Origin of the sequence: Schaalia sp. 19OD2882 (genome assembly GCF_018986735.1) — a bacterium.
GTDB lineage: Bacteria > Actinomycetota > Actinomycetes > Actinomycetales > Actinomycetaceae > Pauljensenia.
In genome coordinates this window covers 360,579-374,525 of the sequence record NZ_CP065521.1, presented here as the reverse complement: position 1 = coordinate 374,525, position 13,947 = coordinate 360,579, and the positions used below count along the sequence as shown (strand labels likewise).

Sequence of the window (13,947 nt, the reverse complement as noted above, 5' to 3'; positions counted from 1 at the left end):
CTTCTCTCATTCTCCGCGCAGGACGAGGGCGGGGTCGACGGCTGCGGCGCGGCGCACCGGGGGCAGACAGGCCAGGACGGCGACACCCACCGAGGCCAGGAGTGTGACGACGCCGATGAGTGGCGGCAGGGAAATGCTCCTGTGGAACACGTTGAGGCTGATGGATGCCGCCAAGGTGTATCCGAGGGCGACACCGACCACTCCGCCGACGAGTCCGAGGAGGGCTCCTTCACCGATGAACTCCGCCGTGATGGAACGCGAGGTTGCGCCCAGGGCTTTGCGCAGGCCGATTTCATTGCGTCGTTCGGCGACGATCGCCACCATTGTCGTCGACACGCCGATCAGGGTCAGGACCAGGACGATGCCAGCGATGATCGCCAGGAGCGAGCGCAACATGGAGATGACACCGGAGTCGGACTGGGCAAGACGTTTGACGGGCTGTGCATTGACTGCGTCGACCTGCGCGTTGATGTCTGCGACGATCCCGTCGAGGATGTCGGCTTCCACCGCGATCGAGTACTCGGCGACGGAGGGGCGGATTCCCCTGCCCGTGAGCCCGGAGATGTCCTGGCCGCTCGCGTACATGTAGGAGTCCTCGTTGCCGCCGGTCTTGAGGATTCCGACCACGGTGAAGTCCTTGTGCGGTTGGGAGGAGGCGATCTGGGCCAAGGGGCCCGCGGCCGTGCCGCTCTGGGGTGAGGCCGGGGAGGAGGAGTTGGTGGCTCCGCTCTGGGGTGCGGATTGGGCGGGCGAGGCGGAGTCGTTGACGAGGGTGAGTGTGATGGTCTTCCCGACCGAGGCTCCGACGGTGTCGGCGACTTCCTCGCCGACGAGGATCTGTCCGGGCTGGGTGGGCCATTGGCCATCGACGTACCAGTAGGGGTTCATCTGGCGCACGGCGTCGAGTTCGACCCCGGCGGCGACGAAGGGTTGGTCGTTGACGAGGACGACCTCGTAGTCGAAGGCCGCGGAGCCGACCAGGGCGGAGGCGGGCACGATCTTGGACACCTGGTCAAGAAGTTCCGGGTCCAGGGCCTGTGAGCCCGATTCGGGAGAGACCACCATGTTCGCCCCGTAGGCGCGGACTTCACGGGCGAGTTGTGCGGGCACTTCGGTGGCGATCGTGGCCAGACCGGACAGCGTGGTGGCGCCGATCGCCACGGCGAGGACGGCGATGAGGACGCGCGAGCGCCTGCGGACGATCGAAGACAGGACCATCCGCCAGAACATCATGCGACGGGTCATGACTTCACCTTCCGTGGAGGACTTCGGCGGCGTTGAGTCGCAGCAGGTGACGGATCGCCGGGATCGAGGCTCCAAGGACCACCAGCAGGACCAGGACCAGGGCCGCTGCGGCGACCACCGGCGTGATGGAGACGAATGAGGAGAAGACGATGTGTCCGATCACCTGCGCCAAGGCGATTCCTGCGGCGTAGCCGAGGACTCCGCCCACGAGTGCGACCAGCGTGATTTCGGCGAGGAAGAGGGCGATGATCGACCTGTTCTTCGCGCCGATCGCCTTCATCAGGCCGATTTCGGCGGAGCGTTCCATGACGTTGGCGGTCACCAGGTTGGCGATGGCAAGGGCGGAGGCCACCAGGGCGAGGACGGTGACGAGGACCATGAGGAGTTGTGTCTTCTCCAAGATGGTGCCCTCGGATTCGGCGACCTGCCGCACGGGTCTGGCCATCGAGTCGGTCATCACCTCTTCGATCTGGTAGGCGATCGACGAGACGTATGCGGTGCAGTACCAGGTTTCCCTTTCGGACACGGACAGGGAATCGGGGTTCTTCGCGGCCTTGCGCGCCAAGTCGTTGTCGGGAGTGGTCAGGGCGGACACTTCGACCGAGGCGACGGCTCCTGGAGCTGCGAGGAGTTCTTGGGCGAGGTCCAGATGGGTGTAGACGCCCGAATCGGCCTCGTCCCCTGCATCGAATATCCCCCGCACGGTCAATTCGACCTTGCGGCCCTCACGTTCGACGGTCAGGGTGTCGCCGATGGACAGGGAATGGGCCTTGGCGTAGGCGTGGCCCACCATGGCCCCGTGTGGGTCGGCCTCCTTCACCCATTCGCCGGTCACGCCCCACCACGCACGCAACTTGTCCAGCCCGGTGTGGACCTTTTCTTCCGTGGCCAAGGACATGTGGTGGTCGAACCATGTTCCTGTGAGGGTCAAGGACTGACCTGTGGCATCGGTGACCTGGACGGGGAGCAGAGGAGCGAAGTCCAAGATGTTGTAGGTCCAGAAGATCTCCTTGATCCGGCCCAGTTCGTCCTCGCGCAGATGCGCCTGGGTCGGGCTCTCGGCGCCGTAGAGGTCCTGGAGGACGGCCGCCCCTTGGGGGCGTACGACGATGTTCGCGCCGTAGGACTTGAGTTCCTGGTTGACCTTGTCGCCGACGTCGAACATGACGGAGAGCATCGAGGTCGCAACCGCCGTGCCCAAGGCGATGGTCACGGCGATGAGCAGATGACGGTTGCCTCGGCGCGTGAGCGCCCGCATGAGCATTCTCAGGAACATGGGACGCTCCCCTCCCGCAGGTGCGAGGGCGAAGCCGTGCGGGCCGGGCTCATGCGAAGATGCTCGCATTCGCTTCCAGGACCGACAACGGTACTGTCAAGGTCCCGTTCGACACTTCGTACTCGATGGGGATCGGATTGCAACCGCCTTTGAAACCGATGGTGGCGATGTTCATCGCGACCTCGCAGAGTTTGCAGATGATCTTTCCGTCCTTCTCGTAGTACCCGCTGGCGCCACAGATCTCGCAGGCGTCCAGCCCGACTCCGAAGGATGAGCCCGCCTTCTGGATGACGATGAACCGGACTTCGACACCCGAGGAGGTCGTGTGGGCGAAACGGTGCAGGTGCCCGTCGGAAATGTCCTTGACATCGACGACGGCTTTGCCGTCGACCACTGTGAAGGGCTCGGGCGCGGACAATTCGACCTCTGCGGAGGCAATGGCGACTCCGACGGTGACGAGCAGCGCCCCGCACAGGTAGCCGCCCACGGCGGTGCCGGCGATGAACTTGCGCATCCTGGCCTGGGCTCGCCTCAGTCGCCTCTGGGCGGGGTTCTCGCCCTCGACGGGCTCGGTGCGACCGCTCCTCCACAGCAGGAAGGCCACCACGCCGAGTGCGCCCATGGCGCAGACGGGGAAGATCGCCTCGTGGTTGATGGTCCACGACAGTGCGGTGAATGCCGAGTTCGACATCGTGATGATCCGCTTGGCCTGGAGGATGCGCACGATGAGCAGGACGTGGGTCAGGGCCAGTACAGCGGTGACCACGACCATTGGCCACATGGTTCGCGCCTGGGTCGTCAAGCGCCAGGCGAAAAAGCCGAGCAGCACCGCGACCCCCCAACCCAGTCCGTATCCGACGAAGGTGAGCAGGGCCTGGGTGGACAGGAGTTCGTTGGTCCCGGAGGTCAACAGGACGGCGGGTGCCATTGCGGTGGGCGCAGCCCTGAAGACGATGGCGGCCAGGTAGGCGCCACCGACGACTTGGGTCGCCGTGTCCAGGGCGACGCTGTCGGCTTCGGCACGGCGACGCAGCAGGGTCAAGGCGATGAACGCGATGACCAGGACGATGGCGACGGGCAGGGTCCACAGGGCCACGACCTGGCGGTTGACCGCCTTGGGCAGGACCGTGTTGACCACGGTCAGGGCCAGTGAGGCCACGACCCCCAGACAGATCCCGCCGCCGATGACCCACCTGCGCACCGCCGTGGCGCCACGGCCCTTGCCGCGTACGGGGATCAGAGGGATCACCGTCCCTGCCGCGAGTGCGGTGAGAAGCACCACGAGGGCGATCTGCCCCATCTGCTCGATCATCGTTCGTTCCCGTCCTGTTGTCCGCCGAGCGGCGGCTCGTGTCGCGTCAATTGTGGCTCATGCATGAGCCGTGGGCCGAAGGAGACCCTCCGGCCCACGGCCTCATCGCGTCACCACTCGACGGCAGTGGGATCCCACTTCCAGTCCTTGAACTCGGCCACGATCGGCTCGGTCCAGAAGCGGCCCTTGACGCCGGTGGTCTCGTCGGTGTGGAGCAGCCAACCGTTTTCCTCCGGCGAGTGGACGATGAACTGCACCGTGTAGGTTCCCGCATCGAGCTTGGGAAGGTTCAGGCCGTAGTGCGGGCCGTCCGAGGCGTTCATCGGCATGAAGGTGCCTTCCAGGACTGCCTTTCCATCCTTGCCGAGGACCTTGTAGTCGACCTTCAGACCGGGGATGAAGTCACCGACGCCGTAGCCGAGATCATTGCCCTGCACTGCGGAGATGTCGGCTTCGATGTGCATCGAGGCGTCCTTTGCCGGGGTCTGGATCTGCGGCTCCATGTCGACGGGCTGGAAGTAGACACCCGAGATCTTCAACGGGCCCGAGAACACGTCGTCACCCAGCGGGAACTCGTCGAAACCTGCGTCCTCGCCGGGCGCGGCCGCAGCGGAGGAGGAGGACTGAGGAGTGCTCTGCGGTTCCGTTCCCGCAGTTCCGGAGGAGCAGGCGGAAAGGCCGGCCACCAGGGCAAGAGCGGCCGCGGCCGCACCGATGCTTGTCAGCGATTGCTTCACGAGTCGTTCTCCATGTCTGTGTGTTCGTGGGTTTGGGCATCGGAGTGCGCTTGCAGGGCCGAGGCGTGGCGTTGACGCCATTTCCCCCAGAAGTACAGACCGACGATGGTGGCGAGAACCAGTGCCTGTCCGCACAGGTTCTCCACTCGGGGGTAGATCCCCAAGAGGTCGATGGTCGGGAAGCCGTCCACGTAGGTCAGTGGAAGGACGTCGGCTTCCTGGAGTTCCTTGATGCCCGATCCGGTGAAGGTCACGGCCATCAGTGCCAGAAGAAGTGAGGTCACCGCGAAGAAGGGGCGCAGTGGAATGCGCAGCGCAGCGAAACGGATGAGCAGGAAGACGATGACGAGGGCGACGGCTCCAACGGCGACACCGATCCACACGTGTCCGATCGCCTCATCGGCCTGGGAGACGATCGGGACGTAGAAGAGGATCGTCTCGGCGCCCTCGCGCAGCACGGCGAGGAAGGCGATGGCGGCAAGTCCCAGCAGTGAGCCACGTGTGAGGGAGGCGTCCGTCTTGTCCTTGATGTAGCGGTCCCAGGCTTCGTTGCTCGACTTGGAGACCATCCAATTCGACACCCAGATGAGCATGGCGACTGCGAAGAGGGCGGCGACTCCTTCGAGGATCTCCTGGTTGGCGCCCGCCAGGCCGGCGAAGGAGGAGAAGAGGATGGCAAGGATGACGGAGAAGACGAGGGCGAGGCCGACTCCCAGCCACACGACCCTGGCCTTGTTCCGGTGGCCCGCTTTGGTCAGGTAGGCCAGGATCGCCGCGACGACGAGGATGGCTTCCATCCCCTCTCGCAGGATGACCAGCAGGGACGGCAGGAAGCCGGACAGCCAGGGGTTGGCGGTGCGCGATGCGGAGCCGGTGTAGCCGTCGAGGGCGTTCGCGTCCTCGCGCAGGAAGTTCTTCAGAGTCTGCAGGTGCGCCTCGACCGCGGCGTCGTCATGGTCGCTCATGGCCTTCTTGACCAGGGAGAACTCCATCTCCACGGCGGAGACCCGCTCACCCGAGACGCGCGCCATGACCTGCTTTTCAAAGCCCAGGGTCTCGTAACGGCGGTAGTAGGCGGTGTTCACCCCGTCCTTGCCACCCTGGACGTCACCCTTGAGGTAGGTCGCATGAGCATCGTCGAGGATCTGCGCCATCTCCTTGGCGACCTGTCCCCAGGCGCCCGGGCTGTAGTCGTCGGCAGAACCGGTCGCGGACACGCCGTCCAGAAGGGCGGCGTCCTCGATGAGCTGCTTCTTGAGGATCTCGAGGTGTTGGGCGACGGCGGCGTCGTCATGGTCGCTCATGGCCTTCTTGACCAGGGAGAACTCCATCTCCACGGCGGAGACCCGCTCACCCGAAATGCGCGCCATGACCTGCTTTTCAAAGCCCAGGGTCTCGTAACGGCGGTAGTAGGCGGTGTTCACCCCGTCCTTGCCACCCTGGACGTCACCCTTGAGGTAGGTCGCATGAGCATCGTCGAGGATCTGCGCCATCTCCTCGGCGACGTCCGTCCACGTGCCGTGGTCGGCCTTCGCGGGGGAGGCCGGCAGCAGAAGCAGGAGGACCGTGGCCACGGCGGTCAGGATCCACACGGATCCCCATCGCGGCCTCGTGGACACCATTCCCATCACCTGCAGACCCTCCTTGAGGTCACTAGTCGTCTCCGTCCGCCGTTGTTCCGGCGGACGCTTCCACGGCATCAAGCACCCTGATGTGCCCGATCAGTCTAGGGTCATCTCGATGAGGTGTAAATAAAGACCCTGAGGTTTGCCTAATTCCCTTCGGGTGAGCCGCCACCACATGCGAGACAGCGCCCTGGTCCCTCATGGACACCCGGCGCCACCCGCGACTCAGCGCCCCAGGACCCCGCCGTCCATCGTCAGCACCAAGTCTGCGAAGGACAGGGCGTCGTCCTCGTGCGCGACCACGCACACGGCGGCACCGGCGTCGGCACACTCGCGCAACAAGGTCAGCGCGGCGACGGCATTGGCCTGGTCGAGGCCGGCCGTCGGCTCATCGGCAATGACGACATCCGGACCCATCACGAGCGCCCTGGCCAACCCCATGCGACGCAGCTCTCCGCCGGAGAGCTCATTGGGGAAAGAATCCGCCAATGCCGACAATCCGAGCGCCTCGATGAGCTCCCGCGCCCTGGAGGTGACGGCCTCACCGGCCTCGGCGGCGTGGATGACCGAGGGAAGCAGCACGTTCTCCAACACGGTGAGACTGCGCAGAGCCACATTTCCCTGCGGGAGCATGGCGATCCGCTCATTGCGCAACCTCGAACGGGCCGCGTCGTCCAAGGCGTACAGGTCCTCGCCCTCCACGCTCACAGTGCCCGAAGTCGGCTGCAGCATTCCGCCGAGCATGAGGGCCAAGGTGCTCTTGCCGGAACCGGATCTGCCGCGGATGAGGGTCAGCTCCCCGCCTGTGAGCCGGAGATCCACGGTGTCCACTGCGGTGAAGAGTTCGCTGGAACGCCCTCGTCGAAAATCCTTGCGCACCCCGCGCACATCCATCATCGTCATCACTCCCCCTCCTTGAGGACCGTGCCCGCATCCCACCTGTCGATCCTCCTGAGCGAGAGCCACGACGCCAGGGCGGCCGCAGCAAGGACCGAGCCGAGCGCCCCAAGAGCAAGTGCCACCCACATCGGCGGTGACGGCAGGAGGAATCCGATCCCGAGGGTCTGCCCCACCAGCGTCTGGAAGGCACCGAGCACCACCGCAGTCATGGCGATCCCCACGAGGGCGCCGGCGCCGTCCACCATGAGCGCCTCCGTGACGACCATCCGCGCCAACTGCGTTCGCGTGGCTCCCATCCCCTTGAGTGCGGCGAACTCCCTACGTCTCTCGTGGATCATCGCGGTGAAGACCAGCACGGTCATTGCCGCCCCGATCGCCCAGATGACGACCATGAACACCCAGATCGTGTGCGAGGTCCGCCCGATCGTGTCGGAGATTCCCGTGACCATGTTCTTCGCGGTGGCGACACTGACGCCCGTGACATGCTGGCGAATCCTCTCGGCCACGACCTCGATGTCCGCGTCCGGGGCGACATCGACCATCACCGCCGAGATGACCCCGCGCGGATCGACGTCGTGGTACTTGTTCAGTCCCTTGCGCACCGAGGCCTCGATCAGCGTGCGACCGGTGGAGAAGTTCGCGTAGACCGCATTGTCGAGCGTCGAGCCCGTGGCCTCGAACTGGCCGACGGCCTGGAGCCTGATGCCGTAGATCTCGAAGCGCCCGTCCTCGGGAACCGTGACATTGGCTCCCACCACCACGTCCTGGTCGCCGATGTCGGGTCTTCCCGTGGTCTCGGCGATCCAGGGTTGGACCACGAAGTCCGTGGCCGGGTCGAAGGCGAAGACCTGGTAACGCCCCGAGCAGCAACTCGCCCGCGCCGAGGACAGGAAGAGTTGAGGTGATGCGGCCTCGACCCCTTCGACTGCGCCGACCTTGCCAAGGGTGTCGGCGCCCATGTAGAAGTACCCCGGTTCGGCCTCGAGCAGGAAGGTCTGCGCCGAGAACTGGTTGTCGGCGTCACCGGGTGTCACGAGGATGTCGGCGCCGAGCCGCGCTTCGACCGTGGCAAGACCTTGGCGAATCCCTTCGACCAGTGTCGCCCCGCCGAAGACCACTGTTGCCATGAGGAGCGCAAAGACGACAAGGACGCCGGTGCGCGCCGGGTAGGCGCGCAGATTGCGTCCCGGGAGCTGTCTCATCGTGAGCATCGTCTTGTCCTTTCCGACATCCACACCGACGGCCTACGCCGTCAACTGCATCGACTCGCGGGTGGCCTTGAGTGTCCTCGTCGTGCACACATGTGCACTCAGCCAGCCGACCAGGACGGTCAGCGCCAGTGCGCCGGCCGATGCCGCCACCAGACGCATCGGGGACAACAGTTCCGGTCGCGGGACGAGGCCGGGGACGACGAGGAGGACCACACTGGCGAGCGCCACCCCCGCGAGGGCACCGACCACGTCGACGATGAGCGCTTCCCTGACCATGACTCGTCGGACCAGGCCGTTCGAAGCTCCGACGTGACGCCACACGCTCATCTCACGGCGGCGTTCGTTGAGCATGAGGGACTGGGCGAGGCCCACTGCGCCCAGCAGGATCACCCATGTCGCCGAGGCGACCGCACTGATGATCCCCGAATGCTTGGCGATCGAGGAGGAGGTGCCCACCACAGCGGTGTCGGAGTGGACGGCGTTGACCCGCCGGATGTACAGGTTGATCCAGTTCGTGACCGACTCGGCGTCGCCCTGGTCGTGCAGACGCAGCAGAGCCACCGAGTAGTCGCGGCGGGGGTCCACGTCGGCGACGGAGGTCACGCCGGCGGCCCGCGCATGCGCGATGACGCTCTCCAGGGTGCTGATCGGCACGAAGACCGCCCGGTCGAGTTCGGTCCCGGTGCGGTGCAGACGCGAATCGATCGGCCATTCCTTGCCGAACAGGATGACGGTGCGCGCATCGGTGCCCACCGCGTCCGCACCAACGGCGACACTCCCGTCAGGCACCACGTGCTCGGGCCCCTTGTCGAGCCACGGAGCGACGGTGAAGTCCGTGGACGGGTCGAAGCCGACGATCGACACGGATTGGCCGTCACCGGTGTCGTCGGTGAGGTAGATCTGGTGGTCGACGCGCTCGATGTCGCCATTGGTGTCCAGCAGCGCCAAGCCCGAACGTTCCCTGTGGAAGGGAATCGGGGTGCCGAGCATGTTGACGCAGGCCTTGTCCAATTGCAGGAATCCTGCCGAAGGGTAGACCAGGACGTCGGCTCCCAGTCGGTCGCGTGCCAGGTCGAGATCTGCGCGCAGGTTCGCGATGAAGACGATTCCTGCCAGCGCGCACGCGGACTGGGCCAGGACCAGGAGCATGAGGACCATCGAGCGCAGGAGGTGGGCACGGATGTTCCTCAGGGGCACCACGGCCAGGCGGAGGGGGCGTGGGGTCATTTCGCGGCACCCGCGGTGGTGTCGAGCCACAGGGCGGGGCGGATCCCGTGGACGAGGTCGGCGTTGCCGCCCGAGACGAGAGGCTGCCCCTGGCGGTCGACGTACTGGAAGGCGAAGTCGTAGGTGCCCGGAGAACGCAGCCACCAGTCGACGTGCCCGTCCTGGTCCCCGGGAAGGGTGCTTCGGACGGCGAAGGACGCGGCCGCCGCGCCGATGAGGTCTTGTTCGACGGCATTGGCGATGTAGATCGACGCCTCCGTCTCACTCAAGGCGAAGACGTGGTCCATGGTCGTGTGCCCACCGGCGGTTCCCGTCTTCGACTGGTTCGCATTGTCGACCTCGACCAGAGGAATCAGGCCACGTTCGGCCTCGGTGAAGGCGCTGCGCAGGAATTCCGTGTTCATCCAGGCGCGCACGTCGCTCGTTTCCCAGGTCACGGGTTCGAAGGGTGTGCGGTGGTGGGCACGCGCATCCAGGCAGTCCAGGCTGAGAAGCAGCAGGCGGCCTTCGATCCTGTCCAGGACGATCCACCGGATGGGCTCGACGCCATTGGTGGTGTCGCCGTCCTGTTCGAAGGAGCCGAAGTCGACGATCTCTCCCTTGGTCGCCCCCTTGAAGGGAAGCGCCGGATCGGCGGCGACGAGGGATCGGGCTCGTTGCGCGCTGTCCGCGTGGTCACCGAGCTCGGTGAAGATTCGCAGCGCGCTCTCACGCTCCCCCGTCTGCTCGAGCCTGAGCCCCTCCCGGTAGGCGCGCTCATCCAGGTGGGCGCGCAACGCAAGGAAGGCGAGGATCGCCACGAGCAGTCCCGTGGCGGCGAGTGCAACCTTCGCGCGCATGGTCATGGGTGTGTTCTCAGTGTCCGAGCAGGCAGGGTCGCCGCCTCAGGCGGCGACGCACTGGCGATCCTTCCAGGCGATCACGGCGGCGCCGACACCGGTCAGGGCGATCAGACCCGACATGACGCGCGTGAAGGGCTGGAAGACCGTGTAGCAGCGCATGGTCTTCATCATGCACATGGGGCACAGGGTTCCCGGAATGAAGAAGACGACGACGGTGAGCACAAGGGCGAGTGCCTGGAGGGCCAGTCGCACGATCCTGTGTTTGAGCGCGGTGGAGGCCCCGAAAACGACGGCCAGGGCCAGGCCTGCACCCACGACGGAGTTCTGGCACTGGTGACAGTGCATCCACGTGCCGTCCTCGCGGCGGTCGCATGCGGAGAAGACGGTGGCCGCACCGAGGGAGAGCAGGAGAGCGAGAACTGCGGGGGTGAGCGCAACGGCCAACTTCTTCGTGGACACGAGACCTTCCTTGTCATCCGATTGTCATGCTGTGGTGGAGCACCGCCTGAGATAGTCAACACACTTCTTACCTAATTGTCAATCGGCGGAAATGGTGAAAGGGCCGCCCTCGCCAACCGATCCGGTCGACGAGGGCGGCCCCTCACGCTGTCGCCGCCACGCCCGAAGGCAGCGCGGTCATGCGGGTGTCACCCCACATCACTCATTCCGACAGACCCACTGCGGCACGGCCCGCCTCCAAGCGGGCCACCGGCACGCGGAAGGGCGAACAGGACACGTAGTCCAGCCCCACCTCGTGGAAGAAGTGGATGGACAGCGGGTCACCACCGTGCTCACCGCACACGCCCAGCTTGATGTCGGGCTTGGTGGAACGGGCACGACGCACGCCCTCGGCCACGACAGTACCCACGCCGTGGACGTCGATGGACTCGAAGGGGCTCACACCGAAGATGCCGGACTCGATGTAGCGCGGGAAGAACACGCTCTCGACGTCGTCACGCGAGAAGCCCCAGACGGTCTGGGTCAGGTCGTTGGTGCCGAAGCTGAAGAAGTCGGCCTCGGTTGCCAGGTCCTCCGCAGTCATCGCAGCGCGCGGCAGTTCGATCATCGCACCGATGGTCACACCCGACAGATCCACGCCCTTGTCGGCGGCCACTGCGGCAATGATGGCCTCGCCCTCCTCGCGGATCAGTTGCAGCTCGCGGATGGAACCGACCAGCGGAACCATGATCTCCGGGTGGGGCGCCTTGCCCTGGGCGACCAGGTCGGCGGCGGCCTCGCACAGGGCGCGCATCTGCAGGGCGAACAGGCCCGGCAAGTAGATTCCCAGACGCACGCCACGCAGGCCCAGCATGGGGTTCTGCTCGTGCATGCGACGCACCGTCACCAGCATCTCCTCGTCAGCCGGATCCACGGCCTTGCCGGTGGCCCTGGCCACGGCGATCCTGACCTCCAGCTCGGAAAGGGAGGGCAGGAACTCGTGCAGCGGCGGGTCGATGAGGCGCACAGTCATGGCCTTGCCGTCCATGACCTCGAGCATCTCCAGGAAGTCCTGCTTCTGCAGGGTCTCCAGCTCGACGAATGCGGCGGCGCGCTCGGGTGAGCCCTCCTCCGAGAGGATGAGACGCTCGACGATCGGGCGGCGGGCACCCAGGAACATGTGTTCCGTGCGGCACAGGCCGATGCCTTCGGCGCCGAACTCGATGGCGCGGCGGGAGTCCTCGGGGGTGTCGGCGTTGGCGCGCACACGCAGGCGGCGGACCTTGTCGGCGTGGGAGAGCAGCTGGTCGACGGCCCGGATGAGTTCCTGCGTGCCCTCGTTCTCGCCGGCGGCGGCCAGACCCGCCTCCAGGCCGTGTGACAGGTAGGTGGTCACGGGCGAGTCGGTGACGGCGACCTCGCCGATGAAGATCTCGCCGGTCTGGCCATCGATGGCGATGGTGTCGGCGGCGGTGAGGACACGCTCGCCAATGGTCACCGTGCCGGCCTCGGCGTCAATGTTGAGCGCCTCTGCGCCGCACACGCAGGTCTTGCCCATGCCGCGGGCGACCACGGCGGCATGCGAGGTCTTGCCGCCGCGCGCGGTGAGCACACCCTCGGCGACGACCATGCCGGGCAGGTCGTCGGGGTTGGTCTCGCGGCGCACGAGGACGCACTTCACGCCGGCGGCAGCGGCGGCCTCGGCCTGGGCGTTGTCGAAGACGATCTTGCCCACGGCGGCGCCGGGCGAGGCGGCCATGCCCTTGGCGACGAGTTCCTTCTCGGCGGAGGCGTCGAATTGCGGGAACATGAGCTGGGTCAGCTGGTCGCCGGTGACGCGGGACAGGGCCTCGTCGCGGGTGATGAGCTTCTCGTCGACCAGCTGGATGGCCACCCTGAAAGCGGCGGCTGCGGTGCGCTTGCCCACGCGGGTCTGCAGCATCCACAGCTTGCCGCGCTCGACGGTGAACTCGATGTCGCACAGGTCGCGGTAGTGGGTTTCCAGCTTGCGCATGATGGCACGAAGCTCGTCGTAGACGGCCTTGTTCTGCTCACCCAGGGCCGACAGGGGCAGGGTGTTGCGGATACCGGCGACGACGTCCTCGCCCTGGGCGTTGGTCAGGTAGTCGCCGTAGACGCCGGAGTGGCCGGTGGAGGGGTCGCGGGTGAAACACACGCCGGTGCCTGAGTCCTCGCCCATGTTGCCGAAGACCATGGTGCACACGTTGACTGCGGTGCCCAGGTCGTGGGGGATGCGCTCGCGGCGACGGTAGATGCGGGCGCGCTCGGTGTTCCACGAACGGAAGACGGCCTCGGTGGCCAGGTCCATCTGCTCGCGGGCGTCCTGCGGGAAGTCCTTTCCGGTGGCGTCCTTGACGATGCCCTTGAAGATGTCGACCAGTTCGCGCATGTCCTCGGCGGTCAACTCGGTGTCGGCGGTGACTCCGCGCGCTGCCTTGAGGTCGTCGATGGCGTTGAGGAAGAGGTCGCCGTCGATGTCCAGGACGGTCTTGCCGAACATCTGGATGAGGCGGCGGTAGGAGTCCCACGCGAAGCGCTCACTGCCGGAGACGGTGGCAAGCCCGTTGACGGAGACGTCGTTGAGGCCGATGTTGAGGACGGTCTCCATCATGCCGGGCATGGAGAACTTGGCGCCTGAGCGCACGGAGACCAGCAGCGGGTCGGAGGCGTCGCCGAGCTGGCGGCCCATCTGGTCCTCGACGCGGCGCAGGGCGGTGGTGACCTCGGTCTCCAGGGACTCGGGGACGGCTCCTTCTCGCAAGTACGCGCGGCAGGCCTCGGTGGAGATGGTGAATCCCGGGGGAACCGGCAGGCCCAGCTTGGTCATCTCCGCCAGATTGGCACCCTTGCCTCCGAGCAAGTCCTTCATGGACTTGTCACCCTCGGAGAAGTCGTACACGTACTTGACCATTGCAGCCCTCTTCTTCCCTGTGTCGGCATGCGGCCCGTCCTTGGACCGTCCCTTCGGGAGTCTAGCAAGGCAGGGACCTAGGTCACCATTTGCGGCGTGTGGGCGGCGCGAGCGGGCACGGTTTCAAGTTTTGGGGACTTCTGGCGCTTGCAAAGCGGACGTCAAGGGGGGACGAGGACGGGGCGCATCGACTCCCGCGAGA

11 protein-coding genes are annotated in these 13,947 nt (G+C 66.0%); all 11 read right to left on the bottom strand.

What is annotated here, in order from left to right:
* Window positions 1-6: 6 nt before the first annotated feature.
* Window positions 7-1,245 carry an ABC transporter permease gene (locus I6B53_RS01570; RefSeq protein WP_216764544.1) on the bottom strand — a complete coding sequence of 413 codons (1,239 nt, stop codon included), beginning with the start codon at window positions 1,243-1,245 and terminating at the stop codon, window positions 7-9.
* Between the two features lie 4 nt (window positions 1,246-1,249).
* Window positions 1,250-2,521, bottom strand: coding sequence for an ABC transporter permease (locus tag I6B53_RS01565; RefSeq protein WP_216764543.1), 1,272 nt, complete (start codon window positions 2,519-2,521; stop codon window positions 1,250-1,252).
* A 49-nt stretch (window positions 2,522-2,570) separates the two neighbouring features.
* Window positions 2,571-3,833 (bottom strand): DUF2318 domain-containing protein, encoded by a 1,263-nt coding sequence (locus I6B53_RS01560; RefSeq protein WP_216764542.1) that lies wholly within the window; start codon window positions 3,831-3,833, stop codon window positions 2,571-2,573.
* Window positions 3,834-3,943: 110 nt separating this feature from the next.
* Window positions 3,944-4,570: an iron transporter gene (locus tag I6B53_RS01555; protein WP_216764541.1), complete on the bottom strand. Its 627-nt coding sequence runs from the start codon at window positions 4,568-4,570 to the stop codon at window positions 3,944-3,946.
* Window positions 4,567-6,192, bottom strand: a complete 1,626-nt coding sequence (locus I6B53_RS01550) for an FTR1 family protein (RefSeq protein WP_253953919.1) — start codon at window positions 6,190-6,192, stop codon at window positions 4,567-4,569. The genes I6B53_RS01555 and I6B53_RS01550 overlap by 4 nt, the downstream gene beginning before the upstream one ends.
* Before the next feature lie 228 nt (window positions 6,193-6,420).
* Window positions 6,421-7,098: an ABC transporter ATP-binding protein gene (locus I6B53_RS01545; protein WP_253953918.1), complete on the bottom strand. Its 678-nt coding sequence runs from the start codon at window positions 7,096-7,098 to the stop codon at window positions 6,421-6,423.
* Window positions 7,098-8,306 carry an ABC transporter permease gene (locus tag I6B53_RS01540; protein ID WP_216764540.1) on the bottom strand — a complete coding sequence of 403 codons (1,209 nt, stop codon included), beginning with the start codon at window positions 8,304-8,306 and terminating at the stop codon, window positions 7,098-7,100. Before I6B53_RS01540 ends, I6B53_RS01545 begins: the two co-directional genes overlap by 1 nt.
* Before the next feature lie 33 nt (window positions 8,307-8,339).
* Window positions 8,340-9,533, bottom strand: a complete 1,194-nt coding sequence (locus tag I6B53_RS01535; protein WP_216764539.1) for an FtsX-like permease family protein — start codon at window positions 9,531-9,533, stop codon at window positions 8,340-8,342.
* The gene (locus I6B53_RS01530) at window positions 9,530-10,378 is read right to left on the bottom strand and encodes a DUF6273 domain-containing protein (RefSeq protein ID WP_253953917.1); all 849 of its coding nucleotides are present in this window, start codon (window positions 10,376-10,378) and stop codon (window positions 9,530-9,532) included. Before I6B53_RS01530 ends, I6B53_RS01535 begins: the two co-directional genes overlap by 4 nt.
* Before the next feature lie 39 nt (window positions 10,379-10,417).
* A complete protein-coding gene (locus tag I6B53_RS01525; protein ID WP_216764538.1) occupies window positions 10,418-10,834 on the bottom strand; it encodes a DUF4418 family protein in 417 nt (138 codons plus the stop codon).
* Window positions 10,835-11,036: 202 nt separating this feature from the next.
* Window positions 11,037-13,745: a pyruvate, phosphate dikinase gene (gene ppdK, locus I6B53_RS01520; RefSeq protein WP_216764537.1), complete on the bottom strand. Its 2,709-nt coding sequence runs from the start codon at window positions 13,743-13,745 to the stop codon at window positions 11,037-11,039.
* Window positions 13,746-13,947: the final 202 nt, after the last annotated feature.

Excerpts from the sequence above, each read along its gene's own strand:
- I6B53_RS01550 (WP_253953919.1), bottom strand. The coding sequence starts at position 6,192 with ATGGTGTCCACGAGGCCGCGATGGGGATCCGTGTGGATCCTGACCGCC.
- I6B53_RS01565 (WP_216764543.1), bottom strand. The coding sequence starts at position 2,521 with ATGTTCCTGAGAATGCTCATGCGGGCGCTCACGCGCCGAGGCAACCGT.
- I6B53_RS01570 (WP_216764544.1), bottom strand. The coding sequence starts at position 1,245 with ATGACCCGTCGCATGATGTTCTGGCGGATGGTCCTGTCTTCGATCGTC.
- I6B53_RS01530 (WP_253953917.1), bottom strand. The coding sequence starts at position 10,378 with ATGACCATGCGCGCGAAGGTTGCACTCGCCGCCACGGGACTGCTCGTG.
- ppdK (WP_216764537.1), bottom strand. The coding sequence starts at position 13,745 with ATGGTCAAGTACGTGTACGACTTCTCCGAGGGTGACAAGTCCATGAAG.
- I6B53_RS01545 (WP_253953918.1), bottom strand. The coding sequence starts at position 7,098 with ATGACGATGATGGATGTGCGCGGGGTGCGCAAGGATTTTCGACGAGGG.
- I6B53_RS01540 (WP_216764540.1), bottom strand. The coding sequence starts at position 8,306 with ATGCTCACGATGAGACAGCTCCCGGGACGCAATCTGCGCGCCTACCCG.
- I6B53_RS01535 (WP_216764539.1), bottom strand. The coding sequence starts at position 9,533 with ATGACCCCACGCCCCCTCCGCCTGGCCGTGGTGCCCCTGAGGAACATC.
- I6B53_RS01560 (WP_216764542.1), bottom strand. The coding sequence starts at position 3,833 with ATGATCGAGCAGATGGGGCAGATCGCCCTCGTGGTGCTTCTCACCGCA.